The organism is Achromobacter sp. D10 (assembly GCF_035282245.1).
GTDB classification, from domain to species: Bacteria; Pseudomonadota; Gammaproteobacteria; order Burkholderiales; family Burkholderiaceae_B; genus Achromobacter; species Achromobacter insolitus.
This window is the reverse complement of record NZ_JAYJLE010000002.1, coordinates 455,432-472,769: the sequence shown is the minus strand read 5'-3', so window position 1 is coordinate 472,769 and position 17,338 is coordinate 455,432. Positions and strand designations below refer to the sequence as shown.

The 17,338-nt window shown below is 65.7% G+C and carries 18 protein-coding genes and 1 riboswitch; of the genes, 13 read left to right on the top strand and 5 right to left on the bottom strand.

Annotated features, from left to right (window positions below; all coding sequences use genetic code 11):
* Positions 1 to 20 precede the first annotated feature (20 nt).
* The 7 genes from VCS63_RS09050 (at position 21) to VCS63_RS09020 (ending at position 6,863) form a co-directional block, all read left to right on the top strand.
* On the top strand, positions 21 to 950 hold the full coding sequence (locus tag VCS63_RS09050; protein WP_063642094.1) for a phytanoyl-CoA dioxygenase family protein: 930 nt from the start codon (positions 21 to 23) through the stop codon (positions 948 to 950).
* Between the two features lies 1 nt (position 951).
* Positions 952 to 2,178: a serine hydrolase domain-containing protein gene (locus VCS63_RS09045; protein WP_323879372.1), complete on the top strand. Its 1,227-nt coding sequence runs from the start codon at positions 952 to 954 to the stop codon at positions 2,176 to 2,178.
* A 47-nt stretch (positions 2,179 to 2,225) separates the two neighbouring features.
* Complete coding sequence (locus tag VCS63_RS09040; RefSeq protein WP_323879370.1) at positions 2,226 to 3,485, top strand: ABC transporter substrate-binding protein; 1,260 nt, start codon at positions 2,226 to 2,228, stop codon at positions 3,483 to 3,485.
* 66 nt (positions 3,486 to 3,551) lie between these two features.
* Entirely contained in the window at positions 3,552 to 4,433 is an 882-nt protein-coding gene (locus VCS63_RS09035) for a branched-chain amino acid ABC transporter permease (RefSeq protein WP_063642097.1), read from the top strand.
* Complete coding sequence (locus VCS63_RS09030) at positions 4,430 to 5,446, top strand: branched-chain amino acid ABC transporter permease (RefSeq protein ID WP_313379452.1); 1,017 nt, start codon at positions 4,430 to 4,432, stop codon at positions 5,444 to 5,446. The genes VCS63_RS09035 and VCS63_RS09030 overlap by 4 nt, the downstream gene beginning before the upstream one ends.
* Positions 5,443 to 6,159, top strand: coding sequence for an ABC transporter ATP-binding protein (locus VCS63_RS09025; protein ID WP_063642099.1), 717 nt, complete (start codon positions 5,443 to 5,445; stop codon positions 6,157 to 6,159). The genes VCS63_RS09030 and VCS63_RS09025 overlap by 4 nt, the downstream gene beginning before the upstream one ends.
* Positions 6,159 to 6,863 (top strand): ABC transporter ATP-binding protein, encoded by a 705-nt coding sequence (locus VCS63_RS09020; protein WP_042796709.1) that lies wholly within the window; start codon positions 6,159 to 6,161, stop codon positions 6,861 to 6,863. Before VCS63_RS09025 ends, VCS63_RS09020 begins: the two co-directional genes overlap by 1 nt.
* A 78-nt stretch (positions 6,864 to 6,941) precedes the next feature.
* Here VCS63_RS09020 and VCS63_RS09015 read toward each other — a convergent pair whose 3' ends face one another.
* Positions 6,942 to 7,370, bottom strand: coding sequence for a VOC family protein (locus tag VCS63_RS09015; protein WP_042796708.1), 429 nt, complete (start codon positions 7,368 to 7,370; stop codon positions 6,942 to 6,944).
* 149 nt (positions 7,371 to 7,519) lie between these two features.
* Positions 7,520 to 8,905 (bottom strand): PLP-dependent aminotransferase family protein, encoded by a 1,386-nt coding sequence (locus VCS63_RS09010; RefSeq protein ID WP_323879602.1) that lies wholly within the window; start codon positions 8,903 to 8,905, stop codon positions 7,520 to 7,522.
* Between the two features lie 118 nt (positions 8,906 to 9,023).
* Between VCS63_RS09010 and VCS63_RS09005 the strand changes: the two genes are divergently transcribed.
* The 5 genes from VCS63_RS09005 (at position 9,024) to VCS63_RS08985 (ending at position 13,143) form a co-directional block, all read left to right on the top strand.
* Positions 9,024 to 9,884, top strand: coding sequence for a DMT family transporter (locus tag VCS63_RS09005; protein ID WP_323879367.1), 861 nt, complete (start codon positions 9,024 to 9,026; stop codon positions 9,882 to 9,884).
* A gap of 76 nt (positions 9,885 to 9,960) precedes the next feature.
* Complete coding sequence (locus VCS63_RS09000) at positions 9,961 to 10,836, top strand: leucine-rich repeat domain-containing protein (RefSeq protein ID WP_164793324.1); 876 nt, start codon at positions 9,961 to 9,963, stop codon at positions 10,834 to 10,836.
* 14 nt (positions 10,837 to 10,850) lie between these two features.
* Positions 10,851 to 11,330 carry a hypothetical protein gene (locus VCS63_RS08995; RefSeq protein WP_323879365.1) on the top strand — a complete coding sequence of 160 codons (480 nt, stop codon included), beginning with the start codon at positions 10,851 to 10,853 and terminating at the stop codon, positions 11,328 to 11,330.
* Positions 11,331 to 11,397: 67 nt separating this feature from the next.
* On the top strand, positions 11,398 to 12,618 hold the full coding sequence (locus VCS63_RS08990; protein WP_323879364.1) for a hypothetical protein: 1,221 nt from the start codon (positions 11,398 to 11,400) through the stop codon (positions 12,616 to 12,618).
* A gap of 153 nt (positions 12,619 to 12,771) precedes the next feature.
* Positions 12,772 to 13,143, top strand: a complete 372-nt coding sequence (locus tag VCS63_RS08985; protein ID WP_112966531.1) for a hypothetical protein — start codon at positions 12,772 to 12,774, stop codon at positions 13,141 to 13,143.
* A 14-nt stretch (positions 13,144 to 13,157) separates the two neighbouring features.
* Here the strand turns inward: VCS63_RS08985 and VCS63_RS08980 are convergent, their stop codons facing one another.
* Complete coding sequence (locus tag VCS63_RS08980) at positions 13,158 to 14,477, bottom strand: D-serine ammonia-lyase (RefSeq protein WP_323879362.1); 1,320 nt, start codon at positions 14,475 to 14,477, stop codon at positions 13,158 to 13,160.
* A gap of 91 nt (positions 14,478 to 14,568) precedes the next feature.
* Between VCS63_RS08980 and VCS63_RS08975 the strand changes: the two genes are divergently transcribed.
* Complete coding sequence (locus VCS63_RS08975; protein WP_323879359.1) at positions 14,569 to 15,519, top strand: LysR substrate-binding domain-containing protein; 951 nt, start codon at positions 14,569 to 14,571, stop codon at positions 15,517 to 15,519.
* A 36-nt stretch (positions 15,520 to 15,555) separates the two neighbouring features.
* Here VCS63_RS08975 and mntP read toward each other — a convergent pair whose 3' ends face one another.
* Together mntP and VCS63_RS08965 are read right to left on the bottom strand one after the other, a co-directional pair.
* Positions 15,556 to 16,128 carry a manganese efflux pump MntP gene (mntP, locus tag VCS63_RS08970; RefSeq protein WP_238912866.1) on the bottom strand — a complete coding sequence of 191 codons (573 nt, stop codon included), beginning with the start codon at positions 16,126 to 16,128 and terminating at the stop codon, positions 15,556 to 15,558.
* Between the two features lie 7 nt (positions 16,129 to 16,135).
* A riboswitch (yybP-ykoY riboswitch) is annotated at positions 16,136 to 16,325 on the bottom strand.
* A gap of 36 nt (positions 16,326 to 16,361) precedes the next feature.
* The gene (locus VCS63_RS08965) at positions 16,362 to 17,330 is read right to left on the bottom strand and encodes a tripartite tricarboxylate transporter substrate binding protein (protein ID WP_323879356.1); all 969 of its coding nucleotides are present in this window, start codon (positions 17,328 to 17,330) and stop codon (positions 16,362 to 16,364) included.
* Positions 17,331 to 17,338 lie beyond the last annotated feature (8 nt).

Below are 17,338 nucleotides of genomic sequence, written 5' to 3'. Positions count from 1 at the left end.
TTCAACACAAGGGGAGGAACATGAATCAACTCGATCTGCAGGCGCTGCAACACCAGCTCGCCGAAGAGGGATACGCCGTCATCGAGAACGTGCTGGACGCCGCGCAACTGGAACAGGCGCGCGCGCGCGTGGCCGCCCTGATGGCCGCCGAGCGCGCCGAGCCGTTCCCGCTGGACGACGAACGGCATGACGACGACGACGACATCCTGGCCTACTATAAGCGCCACTACACGGTGAGCGACATGGAGGCCCGGCGCATGGTGGCGCGCGTGCACCAGTACCGCCGCGACAACGAGAACACGCGCTGGCCGGTACCCATTAACAAAGTGTCGAAGAACTTCCTGCACTTGCCCACCCTGTTCGACGACGACAAGTCGCAACGCGTCTGGAATCTGCTGAACAAGGCGCCCGACATGATCCCGCTGATCGAGCACCCGGTGGTGCTGCCCATGGTGCGCAGCGTGATGGGCCAGGACTGCAATCTGCACGACTTCCAGGCCACCAGCATCGGCCCGGGCACCGGAGGCGGCGCCTGGCACGTGGACGCGCCACTGGGCCAGATCGCCGAACCGCTGCCGGAATTTCCGCTGACGCTGCAGAACGTCTGGATGCTGGACGACTTCACTGCCGACAACGGGGCCACCCGCGTCATGCCGCGCAGCCACAAGCTGCGCAAGTCGCCGCCCTGGGGGAGCGGCCCGCTGGACGGCGAGGTCACCCTCACCGCCCCTGCCGGTTCGGTCGCCATCTGGTTGTCCAATACTTGGCACCGCTCGGGCCCGAACCATACCGACCGCGAGCGCCGCGCAATCCTCTGCAACTACAACGTGTCATGGCTGCGCGGCTTCGCCGATTTCACCAGCACGCTGGCCGACGGCATTGCGGCCGGGTTGTCCAATGATGCGCGCTACCTGTTGGGCTACGGCGCGCGCGCGCCGCTGACGCGCTGACATGGCCGCCGCTACCTTGCCCCAGGCCCGCGACGCCGCGGTCACCATCCACGGTTACTGTGATCCCGCGTTTGAAGCAGTGCGCGCGGCTTTCGCACGCAACTTCCTGGACGGCGGCGAGCTGGGCGCCTCCGTCGCCATCGAGGTCGATGGGCGGCCGGTGGTCGACCTATGGGCCGGCTGGGCCGATACCGACCACAGCCAGCCCTGGCAACGCGACACCGTCTGTATCGTGTTCTCCAACACCAAGCCGGCCACGGCGCTATGCGCCCATATGCTGGCCGAGGCTGGCGAACTGGACCTGGACGCGCCCGTCGCCCGCTACTGGCCGGAATACGCGGCGGCGGGCAAGGGCGGCACCACCCCGCGCATGCTGCTCAATCACACCGCGGGGCTGCCCGCGCTGCGCGACCCCTTGCCGGCGGATGCCGCGTTCGACTGGGAAGGCATGACCGGCCGCCTGGCCGCCGCCGCGCCCTTCTGGGCACCGGGCGAACGCGTGGCCTACCACGGCCTGACCTACGGTTGGCTGGTCGGCGAGCTGGTGCGCAGGCTCGCCGGCTGCATGCCTGGCGAATTCTTCCGCCGCCACATCGCGCAGCCGCTGGACCTGGACTTCTGGATCGGCTTGCCCGCCAGCGAGGAAGCGCGGGTGGCGCCCATCGTGCCCCCGCCCGCGCCGCAAGCGCCGCTAAGCCCCTTCGAGCAGTCCCTCAAGGACGAACCCGACAGCCCCACTGCGCTGTATGCCAAGAACACCGGCGGCTGGCGCCCGTCCGGCTTCAACAGCCGCGCAGGCCACGCCGCCGGACTGTGCGCGGCAGGAGGCATCGGCAATGCGCGCAGCCTGGCGCGCCTGTACGGGACGCTGGCGCTGGGCGGTGCGCGCGACGGCGTGCGCCTGCTGCGCGAGGACACGTTGGCCGCGGCTACCGCCTTGTCCGCGCGGACGGACGACGACGCCTGCCTGCGCGTGCCCTCGCGCTATGCCAGCGGCTTCATGCGCCAGATGGACAACCGCGCGCTCGGCCTGGACAGCGCCTGCTTCGGCGAGCAGGCCTACGGTCACACGGGCGCCGGTGGATCGCTGGCCTTCGCCTGGCCGCAACGGCGGCTCGCCTTTGCCTACACCATGAACCGCATGGGCCGCACGGTGCTGCTCGACAACCGCGCGCACCGGTTGGTGCGCGCGGCGCATGCCGCGATCGGCGCGCCCCCGCCTTATTGAAGCCAGCGCAGCACACCAATCACAAAAAACACTGGAGACAAATCCTCATGAACACGCACTTCCCCCAGCGCCCCTCCGTCCTGTGGCGGCTCTTCGCCGCCGCCGGCGCGACCCTGTTGGTCCACGGCGCCTCCCTGGCCGCCGACCCGGTCAAGATCGGCTACCTGATTCCGTTGTCGGGCAGCGCCACCGCCTCGATCGGCAAAGACATGTCGCGCGCCACCCATCTGGCCGTCAAGCACATCAATGAAACAGGTGGAATCAAGGCGCTGGGCGGCGCGCAGCTGGCACTGGTCGAAGTCGACACCCGCGGCGACGCCAAGGTCGCCATGACGGAAGTCGAACGCCTGATCACGCGCGAGAAAACGCCGGTTCTGCTTGGCGCCTTCCAGAGCGGCGTGACCTTTCCCGCCACCGCCGTAGCGGAAAAGAACCGCGTGCCATGGGTGGTGGACCTGGCCGCCAAGGCCGACATCACCGAGCGCGGCTTCAAGTACGTGTTCCGTCCGACGCAGATTCCGGCTTCGGGCAACGCGGAGAGCATGGCCGAGTTCATCGACTACGCGGGCAAGACGACCGGCAAGCCCGCCAAGACCGTCGCCATGGTCTACGAGAACACCGACTGGGGCCAGGACATGGCCAACACGCTGCGCGCCAAATTCAAGGCCGCCGGCATCGACCTGGTGCTCGACGAGGGCTACCCGCCCAACTCGCCCGACCTGCGGCCGCTGGTACTGAAGATCAAGGGCAAGAAGCCCGATGTCGTCACCGTGACTTCCTACGGCGCGGACGCCGTGCAGCTGCACAAGCTGCTGGCTCAAATGCGGGTCGGCTCGACTTATGTCGGCAGCGCGGCCGGCCAGATCGACAGCACCTTCATCCCGCTGGTCGGCAAGGACATCGCCAGCCATGTCTACACCACCAATGGCTGGGCGGGCTACGAATCGTCCATCACCACGCCGTTCGCCAAGAAGTTCTGGGACGATTTCGTCGCCGCCTACAAGGTCGAACCCAACGAGCTGTCGGTCAGCGCCTACGCGGCCGTCTGGGTCATCAAGGACGCGCTGGAGCGCGCGGGCAAGGCCGAACCCGAGGCGATCCGCGACGCCCTGGCCCAGACCAAGCTGGAAGGCACCGACCTGAACAAGCTGGTGGGCTACGACATCGTGATCGACGCCAAGGGCCAGAATCCGCAGAAGCGCTACGTCATGCAGCAGATCACGCCCGAGGGCCAGTACCGCACCGTATGGCCGGAAAACCTGGCGTCCAAGTCCTACAAGATGGTCTGGCCCGCCGCCCAGCCCTGACAACCCGGCGCCGCCCGCGTCCCCGCAAGGTCGCGGCGGCGCCCCGTTACCGCTAGGAGCCTTTCCTTGACCACTACCCTACTCCAGGCGCTGCTGGGCGGTATCGCCAGCGGCGCCGTCTACGGACTGATCGCGCTCGGGCTCAGCCTGCAGTTCGGCGTCATGAAGATCATCAACTTCGCGCATGGCGCCTTCCTGATGATGTCCATGTATGTCTGCTTTGCGCTGACCAGCCATTTCGGTCTGCATCCGCTGGCCGCCATGCCCCTGACGGCCGCGGTGCTGTTCGCGGTCGGCTACGCCTGTCAGCGCTGGCTGATCGACGGCATCTACCGCAAGGAGACCTCGCGCGAGCCGATCGGCGTGCTGATCTTCACCACCGGCCTGTGGATCTTCCTGGACAACGCGTTCCTCGCGCTGGCCGGGCCCGACAGCCGCACCATCGATGCGCCCTGGGCCAATGAAGTCTGGATGCCCGGCGACCTGATCTTCACCTATCCCCAGATCGCCGGCCTGTTCTTCGCCTGCCTGATTACCGCCGCCCTGGTGCTGTTCCTGCGCCATACGCGCACCGGCCGCGCCATCCGCGCCACGGGCCAGGACCGCGAAGCCGCCAGCGTGCTGGGCATCGACAGCACCCGCGTCTACCGGCTGTCGTTCGCCATCGGGCTGCTCGTACTCGGGGCGGCGGGCGCCCTGCTGTTGCCGCTTTACCCGGTCAATCCCTTCGTCGGCGACATCTTCGGCCTGCGCGCCTTCGTCATCGTCGTGCTGGGCGGCATCGGTTCCGTCGCCGGTGCGTTCTGGGGCGGCATCCTGGTCGGCGTACTGGAATCCGTGGGTAGCCAGTTGATCCCCATCACCTACGCCGAGGCGCTTATCTTCCTGCTGTTTCTCGCCACCATGTATTTCCGGCCCAGCGGGCTGTTCGGCGTGGAGAACGAATGATGGCCAAGAAAAATATGACGTCGGCGGCCGGCATTGCCGCGCTGGCCGTGCTTGCGCTGCTGCCGCTTGCCAGCGGCAACCAGTACCTGCTGTCGGTCGGCGCCATGACGCTGCTGTATGCCTACCTGGCGCTGTCGTGGAACATCCTGGGCGGCATCGCCGGCCAGCTCTCGCTCGGCCACGCCGCCTACTTCGGGCTGGGCGCCTACACCTCCACCTGGCTGTTCGTGAACCTGGGCATCAGCCCATGGCTGGGCATGTGGGCGGGCGCCGTCGTCGCCATGGGCGCCGCCCTGATCGTGGGACTGTCCTGCCTGCAGTTGCGCGGTGCCTACTTCGCGCTGGCCACCATCGCCTCGTGCATGGTGCTCAAGACCCTGGTGGAAAACGCCGACACCCTGCTGGGCGGGCCGCGCGGCATGGAGGTCACGCTGCTGCGCGATGCGCCGCTGTACTTCCAGCACACCGGCAAGGCCTACTACTACATCGTGGCACTGGTCTTCACCATCGCCGCGTTGCTGATCAACCGCCACGTGCTGCGCAGCCGCTTCGGCTATTGCCTGACGGCGGTGCGCAATGACCAGGATGCGGCGATGGCGCTGGGCGTGCCGGTGCGGCGCTACAAGTTGACGGCCGCCATGCTGAGCGCCGCCATGACCGCGCTGGGCGGCACCTTCTATGCACAGTTCGTGCTCTACATCAGCCCGGACAAGGTCTTCGGCGCCAACCTGAGCGTGGTGATCGCCGTGGTCTGCATCATCGGCGGACGCGGCACATTGTGGGGACCGGTGCTGGGCGCCTTGCTCCTGTTGCCGGGCGAGGAACTGGCGCGCTCTCTCACCGGGGGCATGGTCGGCGCCGACATGATGCTGTACGGTCTTTTGCTGATGATCGTCATCCGCTGGGAGCCGCGCGGGCTGATGGCCATACTGGCGCGCCGCGCCAGCGTGCCCGCACGCGGCGCCAGCTCGCCGGTCAAGGCCGCCGGCCCCGCCATGGGAGGCACGCGATGAACCTGCTTGAATTCCACAGCGTCAGCCGCAACTTCGGCGGCGTGCGGGCCTCGGACGAGGTCAGCTTCGCCGTCGGCGCGGACGAGATCGTGGGCCTGATCGGCCCCAATGGTGCCGGCAAGACCACCTTGTTCGCAATGGCCTCGGGCTTCGTGCCGCCCAGCAGCGGCGAAATCCGCTTTAACGGCGCTCGCATCAACGGTCAGGATCCGGCGCGCATCTGCGCGGCGGGACTTGCGCGCACCTTCCAGATCGTCAAGCCCTTTGGCGACATGACCGTTCTGGAGAACGCCATGATCGGCGCCTTCCTGCGCCATCGCGCACCAGCCCAGGCAGAAGAAATCGCGCAGGCCGTCCTGGAACGCGTCGGCCTGGCCGGACGGGAGCACCAGGTCGCGCGCACCCTCACGCTGTCGGGCCGCAAGCGGCTGGAAGTCGCCAAGGCGCTGGCCACTCAGCCCCGGCTGCTGTTGCTGGATGAAGTGATGGCTGGCCTCACGCCGGTGGAGACCGAGGAAATGGTGGCGCTGATCCTGTCGCTGCGCGGCGACGGCATCAGCGTCCTGGTGATCGAACACAATATGAAGGCCATCATGCAACTGTCCGACCGTATCGTCGTCATCCAACAGGGGCGCAAAATCGCCGATGGCCTGCCGCAGCAGGTCGCCAACGACCCGCTGGTGGTGCGCGCCTATCTGGGGGAGGCCGCCTGATGCTGGAGATCCGTCAACTGGACGCCGGCTACGGCGACGTGCAGGTCTTGCGCGGCGTGGACCTGCGCGTGGATGAAGGCGAGATCGTCAGCCTGGTCGGCGCCAATGGCGCCGGCAAGAGCACGCTGATCCGCACCGTCATGGGCTCCCTGCCCGCGCTGGCAGGCGAGGTCCGCTTCCTGGGCGAACGCATCAGCGGTCTGCCCGCGCACCTGGTGGCCCGCCTGGGCATGGCCCAGGTCATGGAGGGCCGCCGCCTGTTCGGCCACATGGACGTCGAGGACAACCTGCTGGTCGGCGCCGACGTGCTGCGCGACAAGCGCCGCAGCCGGGACAACCTGGACTGGGTCTACCAGCTGTTCCCGCGCCTGCGCGAGCGCCGCCGCCAACTGGCACGGTCATTCAGCGGCGGCGAACAGCAGATGCTGGCCATCGGCCGCGCCCTGATGACGTCGCCCAAGCTCCTGCTGCTGGACGAGCCGTCCATCGGGCTGGCGCCCATCATGGTCAAGGACATTTTCGACAAGCTGCCGCTGATCAATGCGCGGGGTATCACCATCCTGCTGGTGGAGCAGGATGTGCACCGTTCGCTCAGCATGGCCGCCCGCGGCTATGTGCTGGAGCACGGCGAAATCGTCATGTCCGGGCCTGGCGCCGAGCTGCTGGCCGATGAAGGGCTGCGCCGCGCCTACCTGGGGGTTTGACGCCGGGGCGCCGGTCAATTCGCGACCCGGTCAACTCGCGACCCGGTCAACTCGCGACCCGGTCAATTCGCGACCCGGTCAGAATGTCACCTTGACCGAGGGCGCGCTGCGCTTGGCCTCGCCGTGGAACACGGCTTCGATATTGTTGCCGTCGGGATCCAGCACGAAGGCCCCGTAGTACCCAGGGTGATAGTCCCGGAACCCCGGCGCGCCGTTGTCCTTGCCCCCATGGGCCAATGCCGCCTGGTAAAAGGCATCGACCATCGCCTGATCCTGTGCCTGGAACGCCAGGTGATGGCGGCCGGTCAGTTGCCCCGCCGCGGCCTTGCTGTCGGCGGTGGACACGAACAGTTCGTCCGCCCAGAAGTAGCTGTCGCCCGTGCCGCCCATGGGCACCTTCAACGCATCGAAAACCGCCTGATAGAACCGCTGGCTGGCCGCCAGGTCCCGTACCACCAGCTGGATGTGATCGATCAGCCGGCCGCGATGGATTTCATTGGTCTGCATGAGGCACTCCCGTCGGAAAGAGAGCCTTTGACTATACCGCCCGCCATGCGGCCCCGTCGCGGCGGTTCATGCCAGGTACCAAACGACTTCGTCGCGCGCGTGATTGCCGCCGAGATCATGTCGCCGCCTGCGCCGCGGGCAGTGAGCCGTCACGCCGCGCTCAGCGCCTTGCCCAGCACGGTGAACACGCGCTCGTCCGTGGACTGCGCAACGTTGAACCGCAAAAAGTCCCCGGCAGCCAAGGACTGGCTGAACGCATTGCCGGGCGCCACCACCACGCCGTCCTGCAGGCAACGCCGGGCGACTGTCGCCGCGTCCTTGCCCTCCGGCAGGCGGCACCACAGGAACATCCCCGCGCGGGGCATCAGCCAGGGCTGGACGCCAAGCTTCTGCAGCCTCGCGGCGGTCCGGTCCATTTGCTGCGCCAGACGCAGCCGGGTCGACTCCATGTGCCTGCGGTAACCGCTGCCAGTCAAGGTCCTGAAGATGATGTCAGCCGCCAGCCGGCTGCTGCCAAAGGTGGTGGCGAGTTTCAGATCGGTCAGGCTTTCCATCCAGTCCGAGCGCGCGGCGATGTACCCGCAGCGCACCGACGCCGATACGGTCTTCGAAAAGCTGCCGATGTGGATGACCCGCGACAGCCCGTCGAACGCGGCCAGGCGCGGTGCAGGCGTGCTCTCGAAATCCGCGAAGATGTCATCTTCGACGATCACCAGCTCGGAATCCTCCGCAAGCTTCAGCAAACGATGCGCGGTCAGGGGCGATAGCGTCGCCCCCGTGGGGTTGTGGACGCCCGAGTTCGTGATGTACAGACGCGGAGCATGTTCCTGCAACGCCGCCTCGAACGCCCGGACGTCCGGACCGTTCGGCGTGTATGGCACCCCGACCGCCTTGACGCGGTGCGCCTTCAACAGCGCATGGAAGTTGAAGTAGCAAGGATCGTCCACCAGCACGGTATCCCCGGGTTCCAGCAGAAAGCGCAGAATCAGGTCGATGGACTGGGTGCCCGAATCGGTCAGCATGATCTGCTCGGGCCCGGCCTCTATTCCCATGCCCGCCATCCGGCGCGCCAGCAGCTGTCTCAAGGGGGGATGGCCCAATGGGGTGCCATATTCGGTCAGCTCGCCGGTGTCGGCCCGCGCCATGCCACGCATGGCGCGACGCAGCCCTTCTTCATACATCCAGCTGATGGGCAGCCAGCCGCAGCCCGGCCGCAGCGTATCCGAATCCGCCGACAGCGACTGGCGCGAAACCCAGAGCGGATCCACTTCGCGGTCCAGCTTGGGCCCCATCTCGGTAAGCGCCAAAGGCGCCACGTGCCCCGCCACATAGAAACCGGAACCGGGACGCGACACCAGCACCCCTTCGGCCGCCAGCCGCTCATAGGCCTCAACCACGGTGGACACCGACACATCCAGCGCCTTGGCCTGCATCCTCACCGACGGCAAGCGGGCGCCGGGCAGCGCGGTGCGCGCCGCAATCCGCCCCTGGATCTCGCTCATGACCTTCTTGATGAGAGTGCCGCCGCGCGCCATGGAGTTCTCCGCTGTACTGGCTACCATTGCATAACAGTTTCTTGAAATTGTACTGGATTGTGCGTAGACTCCCTGGGGCCTCCGTGCTGTACTGAAGCCCGGTATCAAGGAGCTTCAGATGGAAAAGGCCACCAGCGGCTGGGTAAACGGTTTTATCGGCGTCGTCATCTTTGCAGGATCTTTGCCTGCGACCCGGGTGGCGGTGGCAGACCTGGATCCCGTCTTCCTGACTTGCGCGCGAGCCGCCATCGCAGGTCTGCTGGGCCTGGCGCTCTTGCTGTTGCTGCGCCAACGCAGGCCGACCCTCTCCGACCTTCCCTCCCTTGCGCTGACGGCATTGGGAGTCGTGGTCGGCTTTGCCTTGCTGACGGCGCTGGCCCTGAAGCACGTCACTTCGGCCCACTCCATTGTCTTTCTCGGCCTGCTGCCGCTCAGCACGGCCATCTTCGCGGTCATACGCGGCGGCGAACGTCCGCGTCCACCGTTCTGGATGTTCTCCATCATTGGTGCCGGCTGCGTGGCGGGCTATGCCGCGTGGGGCGGACTGGAGGCTTCGCCCACGGGCGACCTGCTCATGCTCGCCTCCATCATCGTCTGCGGCCTGGGCTACGCCGAAGGCGCCAAGCTCTCCCGCAAACTGGGCGGCTGGCAGGTCATCAGCTGGGCCCTGGTTTTGTCGCTGCCCATCATGTTGCCGATCGCGCTGCTCACCATGCCGGCCTCGTTCGCGCAGGTCGGCACGCCGGCCTGGCTCGGCTTCGCCTATGTGTCTCTCTTCAGCATGCTCATCGGCTTTGTGTTCTGGTACCGCGGGCTCGCGCAAGGCGGGATTGCAGCCGTGGGGCAATTGCAGCTGTTCCAGCCATTCATGGGCTTGGGGCTGGCGGCGGCCCTGCTGCATGAGAATGTGAGTTGGACCATGCTGATCGTGACCCTCGCGGCAGTGGTCTGCGTGGCCGGCGCGAAGCGGTACGCGTAGTGATCGTGGCCGCGCAGCCGCAAGGCGAGCGCGCTCACGTCGTAAACTGGCGTGCCATGGCCCGTTGGGACGCAGCATGTCCTTCATCCCCTTTTCCAAGCCGCGCCCGGCCCGCGAACAGACCTGGCGCGTCATGCACAGCCGCCAGCTCCCGCAGGTCCCCAATCCGGATGACCGCATCGTGCTCTACGATGCCCCGCCGGATGCCGCCACCCTGGCGTCGATCGAAGACGCGCATCTTTGGGCGCCACATGGCGATCCGCTGCGCGAACTACCCTCGCTCATCGCCCAGTTGCCGTCCCTGGTCCATCTATCCATCGGTCCCGGCGCCATTGCCGCCGATATCCTGACGGCGTTGCACGCAGACATGCTGCCCGCCAGCCTGCGCCACCTTTCCATCCATCCCGAATCAGGGACTTACCACTGGCAGGGCGGCCCTATGCCCGGGCTGGAGTCGCTGACCGTGAACGCAACGTTACGGTTCGATCCGGAAGACTTCCCCGCCTTGATATCGCTATCGACGGTGCCAGACCGGCGTGGCGCGCTGCTCGATCACGCCATGCGACTATCACTCATGGAGCTGAATCTCTGGACCGTGCCATTCGATTCGTCCCTATTCGATCGCATCGCCGGATTGCCGCTGTTGGCACTAGGCCTGCTCGCCGGCCGTGGAATGAAAACCCTGTCCGGCATCGAACAGCTGAGCCAATTGCGCTCGCTACGGCTGAAGAACCAGGGCATGCTGCAGACGATAGCTCCCATTGCGATGCTCCCCGACTTGGAAAGGCTGGACATTCAGTATTGCAAACGGATTGAGGACATAGGCGTGCTGGATGCGCTGCCTCAATTGAAGGAGCTGACGCTGGTAGGTTGCGGCGATGTGGGATTGGGCCAACTGGAGCAGGCCTTGCGCGCGCGAGTGCCGCGCGCGAACATCGCGGCAACGCGATAACCGGGGCGAGCCTGATGAACCTATTGCACGAACGCTTCCTGGACCATCTTTCGGCCCGCGGCTGGACGGTACTGCGTACAGCACCCCGTGCCGTCATCCCGGCCTCCCCCGCAGGCAGCGAAGCCCATGCGGTATTCCTGTCCTTGTTCACGCAGCTGTCCAGCGCGGACGACACGCGCTGGTTCCTCAGCGCAACCGACTATGCCGGAACCGCCGAGAGCGCCTTCGATCAGGACACCTTTCGCGACATCAGCCTGGAAGCCGCCATCAGCGACGCCGACCGCCAAATGGTCGAAACGTTCTGGGCGCGCCATGTGCCACTCTTCATGAGCGTGGACGGCGAGTATGAGTTTCTGGCGCTGGACCGGGTTTCGGGCGCGGTCGTACACGGCGCCGAGCCGGAGTTCGAGGCTGTCAGTGAAATGGCCCCAAGCCTCGAGAGTCTCTTCGATCAAATGCTTGCGGGCGGCAAGGCGGCCGCGCTGCTGGGCTGATGGTTCCGGTATATTCAGCCGACTCCCCTTGGGCCGTACGCCTCAGATGATTCGACCACGCTCCCGCATGCACCGCACCCTGCTCCCGGCGCTCGCGCTGGCCATGCTGTCCTTGCCCCCCACACACGCTGCCGCCGCCCAACGCATCGTCTATACGGGAACATTGCAGGGCGCGGGTGACGTGGTGCTCGAACTGGATACCGAAGCAAGCACCGACGGCGTATTGACCGGACGCTACTTCTACGCCCGGCATGGCGTGGATATCCCCTTGCGCGGCACCGCCAAAGATTTGGTCGAGCCGAAGCCCTATGGGGAAGCCCCTCAGGGCTCCAGGCAAGCGCTGCCCGCGGCAACCTGGCAAGGCATCCGTGACACCAACGGCTACCGCGGACTCTGGGTCGACGCCGGCACGGGTCGGCAACGCCGCTTCGACCTGAAGCCGGTCGCCCAATACGACACGGACCAGCTGGAAAAAGACCGCGGGCAGGCCCGAGCCAAGCAGCTGAATCCCAGCGACATCGACCTCCATGCGGGCATCAACATCCATCGCGCGCCCTACGAAACCCTGAAGCTGGCCGGACATTCCGAGCCCGTCGGCAAAGAAACGGGCAGCGGCCCGGTGGCCTATCGCCTGTGGCGCGACCCGCGCACCAAATTCACGTATCCCCGGCTGAGCCGGCACCCCGATGCGCAGGTTCTCCAGCGCATCAACTACCTGCTCGAACAACGCCATTGGCAAAAGAGCCTGGGTGCGCTGGACTGCATGGCGTCCGCGTACACCAGCGGCAATCCTGGCGCGGGCACGCTGGGCGGGTTCGACGAAGAAGCCGTCAACGTCAGCTGGCTGTCCCGCGCGCTGATGACGGTGACCGAGTCGGGCAGCCTGGACTGCGGCGGCGCCCACCCTTACAACCATTTCGAACCCTACACGTTCGACCTGCTGCGCGGCGAATACCTGGATTGGAATCGGGTGTTCGACGCGTATGCGCTGGGCAAGCGCTTCCCGGGCGGTGAAAAGAGCCCTGCGTTGCTCGGCCTGGTATCACAGGCGGTCAAGGCGGGAACGCAAACCGCGCCATCCGAGGATCGTCCCAATCTGGAAGATTGCGCGGATCTGTGGCCCGACTATCTGGCCTTGGGCGTCCAGGCGCCCGGCGCGCTGAGCCTGTCCGTGTCCGGCGTGGGCCACGCTGCGGGTGCGTGCCTGGGCACGCATGCCAGCGTGCCATTCAAGGAACTGGCGCCTTATCTGAAGCCGGACGGACAGGCCTATCTGGTCACCGACTGAGAGGGAGCACGGGACGGCACCAGGCGCCTCGCGTGCTCCTGGAAGCCGCGCAACCGGATTACTACCTTCGGATTCATCCGCGCACCTGCTTGACCGCAAGTAAACGCGATGGCAAGAATCGCACCAAGACTGAAACGCCTGGAGTAAGCCGCGATGCCGAGAATCTTCTGCAAGTCCGCCCTGCTCGCTATGGCGTTCAGTGTTCTTACGGTGGGGGACTCCCTGGCAGCAGAATGGGAACGCGAACGCGATGACCTTGGCCTCTACAAGGAACCGGTCTGTGACTATGGCTTTCGCGTCAAAAGTGCGCTCGTCAATATTGCGAAGCAGCTCCCCACAGGTGTAACGGCGACGAACGCGCAGTGGGAAATGGAGGTATTCAACAATCCTGATTCCAAGAGCTGGACGCTAGTTGGCAAGAGCAGAGCCGCTGATGCCAACCCCTCGAAGCTATGCCGTTTGAGCAGCGGGCAGCAATCACCATACGACGCTCAGCTCTGGTTCAAGCAGTACTTCGGCAAGTAATGCGGATGAGCATTTTACGTGGCAGCGCGGCGCAAGCAGAACTGCCTCGCGTGCTCCTGGAAGCCGCGCAGCGCGTCGGAAGGGACCAGCGATCCGCCGGTAGTCCAGATGACGTGGGTGGCCTGGGACATCTCGATACCCTGCGTATACGACTGCCCCGCGGCTGAGCCGAGCAGCCACCTCGGTCCCGAGACGCCGGCGGCGGCCGATGGTTCGACCTCGACGCCCAGGATGTCTTTCAAGGCAAGCAGGTTCAGGTAAAGCTCGTCATCCGACACGGTGAAGACACCGCCAAGCTGCGGCCCCATCAACGCGGTCACCAATTCAGAAGCCTGGCCAACGGCCAGGCCGTCGGCCTCCGTGCGGTTGTCCAGGCCAAGGTCGTAGACCGACACAGGGGTATCCGATCCCGAGGCCAATTGCACCAGTACGCAGGGCGAGGCGACGGGCTCGGCGAAAAAACAATGCACGTGAGGGCCGAACAGCGCTTTCAGGCCATGGCTGATGCCACCTGGCGCGCCGCCGACGCCGCAAGGGATATACACAAACAACGGGTGGTCCGCATCGACTACGCGCCCCGCTTCGGTCAGCTGAGCCGCCAGTCCGCGCGCCGCGGCGGCGTAGCCGAAAAACAGTAGCTCGGATTGCTCGTCGTCGACGAAATGGTTGCGGGGCGCGGCGAGCGCCTGGGCCCGCCCGGCCGCGACGGCCTCGGCGTAATCGCCGGCATGCTCCACCACGCGCACGCCGCGCTGGCGCAACCGGTCCTTCTTCCATTCCTTGGCATCGGCGGACATGTGGACCACGGCATCGAATCCCAACGCGGCCGCCATGACGCCGATGCTCATGCCCAGGTTGCCCGTGCTGCCAACGGTCACGGCGTACTGGCCGAACAAGGCGCGGGCCTGCGGCGTGGCCAGGACGCGCCTGTCCGTTGACGCGTCCTGCAGCAGGCCATGCTCCAGCGCGATCGACTCGGCAATGGCCAGCACTTCGTGAAAACCGCCCCGCGCCTTGATCGACCCCGCCACAGGCAGCTCATCATCGCGTTTGAGATACCAGTTTCCCGACGCCTCACCGGCACCCAGCGCAAGATGCAGGGGTTTGGCGTCCATCAGCCGGGACTCGATATGCCCGCCTGCGGCGGCAAGCTCGGGAAACAGCGCGGCCAGCAGCGGCGCGCAACGCGCCAGGCGGCTTTCGGCCTCGTCGATCAGCGCCAGGGACGGCGCGGAGCCGGGCAAGCGCCCTCCCCTAGCCGGGTTGAGCCATAGCAACGGCGTTCTTGATTGAAGATTTTCTAATAGCTGAGGATCGAATTTTGCGGTCATCATGGACTTGCGGGTTGATGGTTCGGCGCAAATCGTAGATTCAGGAGCCATGCAAGAATAGCGATCATTTCTAATTCAGCCATTAGCCTGACTTATGCCAGTCCATTTCGACTCCACGCTGCTGGGCGCCCTGCGCTGTTTTGACATGGCCGGCCGCCATCTCAGCTTCACCAGGGCGGCGGCGGCCATGAACCTCACGCAAAGCGCGGTGAGCCAGCAGATCCGGCAGCTGGAAGACCGCCTGGGCTACCTGCTGTTTGTGCGCCGGCAGCGCGGCTTGAAATTCACGCCCAAGGGCGAGTCGCTGTTCGCAACGGTCAACCGCGCGCTGGGCGATATCCAACACGAAATCGAGCGGCTGGGCTTGCCCACTTCCGCGCTGCAGGTCAATTGCCTGCCGTCGTTCGCGCTGCAATGGCTGATGCCGCGCCTGACGGAATTCCATCGCTTGCAGCCGGACGTGTCGGTGCGGTTGAAGGCGGAGTTCCAACCGTTGGACCGCAAGCTGATGGACGAAGAAGACATAGACCTCGCCGTCCGCTACGACCCAGCGCGCTACAGCCATCTGCAAGCGGATGCCCTGCTGGACGAATACTTGCTGGTGGTCGCCACGCCCGAATACCTGGCCGCGCACCCCGCGTTTCGCACCGGCCAATCACTCGACGGCGTCGAGTTCCTCCACGACGCGACGCCGTGGGTAGGCGCCGCGGAATTCATCGAATGGCGCACCTGGCTGCAAGCGCATCAACCCGGCTGGCTGCATCACCTGGACGGGCCGCAATTCAACCTGGCCAGCCTTGCCATCGGCGCCGCGCTGAATCATCAGGGCGTGGCGATCGGCCGCAGCGCGATGGTCTACGACGAAATCCGTAGCGGCCGGCTGGTAGACGTGTTCGGCAAGCACGCGCCCGCGCCGGCGCGCTACGTGCTGCTGTCGCGCCGGCCTGATGAGCGGCGCACCCGGATCTTTTCCGAATGGCTGAAATCCGAGTGCAGGAACTTCGACGTCGCGCGTTCCGAGCTGATCGGGTGCGCACAGGGGTAGCGCCGCAAGACCGGCGGCCGCCCTGCGCAGGGAGCATCAGGCAGCCGCGGCGTTCAGATGCTCATAAAGGATCGCCGCGCCTATGCCCATCAATGCCATTCCGCCCAATATTTCGGCTCGCTTGCCGGCAACGCTGCCCAGCGCCCGGCCCAGCATCACGCCTATTGTCACCATCAAGGTGGTGGCCAGGCCGATCGCGGCGGCAGCCACCACGATGTTCACGTCCACGAACGCCAGCCCCACGCCCACGGCCATCGCGTCGATGCTGGTGGCAAAGCCCGTGGCGGCCAACAACCAGAATGAATGGCGGGTGACGGGCGCGGCGTCTTCGTCCTCTTCCTTGAAGCCGTTGCGTATCATCAGCAGCCCCAGGACACAGAGCATTGCAAACGCGATCCAATGATCCCAGGCGACCACGTACTTAGCGGCGACGGAGCCCAGTCCCCAGCCTATCACTGGCGTGATGGCTTCGATCACGCCGAAGATCAGCCCTGTGCGCAAGGCTTCCGGGAATCTGGGTTTGTGCAGCGCGGCGCCTTTGCTGATGGCTGCGGCGAAGGCGTCCGTGGACATGGCGAACGCGAGAACGATGATGGCGATGGCATTCATTTGAGGAAGGATCCTGCCGGGCGCGAACCGCACGGACCTTCCGCGCCGCCCGGCGTCGCGCGAAAAATCCGTGGTCTCGCCAAGCTTGAATGCCGCTTGCGCCATGGCTGCAAAAGCCAAGAATGTTGACGCAAGCCTTTACGGAACAGGGCGCAACTGGCCGGACCGCAAAGAGGCTACTCCCCAAAGAGTAGAGGCAGTCTAGCAGACCTGGCTGACGCCTGTGTTACCCCCTACTCGCCGCGTATCCCCGCCTTCTCGATCACTTCTTTCCAGCCTTTCGCCTCCCTGTCGACCCATTCCTGCGCCTGCGCCTTGCCCGCGAAGGGCCCGCGCATGCCCAGCCCGGCCATGCTCTGCTGGAACTCCGGCATGGCGTACACCTTGGCCAGCGTCTTGTCCCAGACGTCCGCGATCTCCTTGGGGGTGCCCTTGGGCGCCATCACCAGGAAGGCGAAGGACACGTCGTAGTTCTTCAGCGCCGCCACGCCGGACTGCGCGGCGGTAGGCACCTCGGGCAGGTCGGCATCGCGTTCCTTGCCCGACACCGCCAGCGCTTTCAGCTTTCCCGCACGCACATGCGGCAGGACGCCGGGGGTGGCCAGGAATGCGGCCTGAATCTGGTCGCCCAGCAAGGCATTCACAGCCGGCGCGTTGCCGCGATAAGGCACATGCGCGACTTCCATGCCCGCCGCGAGCCTGAGTTTCTCGAAGGCAAGATTGCCCGGGCTGCCATAGCCGGCAGAAGCATAGGTGATGCGATTTGTCTTGGCATACCGCAGAAAGTCATCCAGCGTATTGATACCGAGCTCAGGGCGCACCGCCAACGCAAGGCCGAAGGATCCCGCCAGGCTCAGCGGTTCCAGCCTCTGCGTGACGTCCTTGTCCAGTCCCTTGAAGATGTAGGGGTTGACGGTCATCAGCGTGTCCAGCGTCATCAACAGCGTGTAGCCATCGGGTGCAGCTTGCGCTACCGTTTGCGCGCCGATGTTGCCGGACGCGCCAGAGCGGTTTTCAACGACGACCGTCTGGCCCAGGAGCTTGCCCGCATGCTGCGCGAGGGCGCGCGCTTCAAGGTCCAGTGGACCCGCGGGCGGAAAGTTGACAATGAGGCGGACCGGGCGCGAGGGGTAATCCGAAGCGATGGCGGATGAGGTTCCGGCCACGAGCAGCGCCGCACAGAACAGCAAGGACTTGATCATGCTTTTCT

Coding starts and splice junctions, on each gene's coding strand:
- VCS63_RS09050 (WP_063642094.1), top strand. CDS start 21: ATGAATCAACTCGATCTGCAGGCGCTGCAACACCAGCTCGCCGAAGAG.
- VCS63_RS09045 (WP_323879372.1), top strand. CDS start 952: ATGGCCGCCGCTACCTTGCCCCAGGCCCGCGACGCCGCGGTCACCATC.
- VCS63_RS09040 (WP_323879370.1), top strand. CDS start 2,226: ATGAACACGCACTTCCCCCAGCGCCCCTCCGTCCTGTGGCGGCTCTTC.
- VCS63_RS09030 (WP_313379452.1), top strand. CDS start 4,430: ATGATGGCCAAGAAAAATATGACGTCGGCGGCCGGCATTGCCGCGCTG.
- VCS63_RS09025 (WP_063642099.1), top strand. CDS start 5,443: ATGAACCTGCTTGAATTCCACAGCGTCAGCCGCAACTTCGGCGGCGTG.
- VCS63_RS09020 (WP_042796709.1), top strand. CDS start 6,159: ATGCTGGAGATCCGTCAACTGGACGCCGGCTACGGCGACGTGCAGGTC.
- VCS63_RS09015 (WP_042796708.1), bottom strand. CDS start 7,370: ATGCAGACCAATGAAATCCATCGCGGCCGGCTGATCGATCACATCCAG.
- VCS63_RS09010 (WP_323879602.1), bottom strand. CDS start 8,905: ATGGCGCGCGGCGGCACTCTCATCAAGAAGGTCATGAGCGAGATCCAG.
- VCS63_RS09005 (WP_323879367.1), top strand. CDS start 9,024: ATGGAAAAGGCCACCAGCGGCTGGGTAAACGGTTTTATCGGCGTCGTC.
- VCS63_RS09000 (WP_164793324.1), top strand. CDS start 9,961: ATGTCCTTCATCCCCTTTTCCAAGCCGCGCCCGGCCCGCGAACAGACC.
- VCS63_RS08995 (WP_323879365.1), top strand. CDS start 10,851: ATGAACCTATTGCACGAACGCTTCCTGGACCATCTTTCGGCCCGCGGC.
- VCS63_RS08990 (WP_323879364.1), top strand. CDS start 11,398: ATGCACCGCACCCTGCTCCCGGCGCTCGCGCTGGCCATGCTGTCCTTG.
- VCS63_RS08985 (WP_112966531.1), top strand. CDS start 12,772: ATGCCGAGAATCTTCTGCAAGTCCGCCCTGCTCGCTATGGCGTTCAGT.
- VCS63_RS08980 (WP_323879362.1), bottom strand. CDS start 14,477: ATGATGACCGCAAAATTCGATCCTCAGCTATTAGAAAATCTTCAATCA.
- VCS63_RS08975 (WP_323879359.1), top strand. CDS start 14,569: ATGCCAGTCCATTTCGACTCCACGCTGCTGGGCGCCCTGCGCTGTTTT.
- mntP (WP_238912866.1), bottom strand. CDS start 16,128: ATGAATGCCATCGCCATCATCGTTCTCGCGTTCGCCATGTCCACGGAC.
- VCS63_RS08965 (WP_323879356.1), bottom strand. CDS start 17,330: ATGATCAAGTCCTTGCTGTTCTGTGCGGCGCTGCTCGTGGCCGGAACC.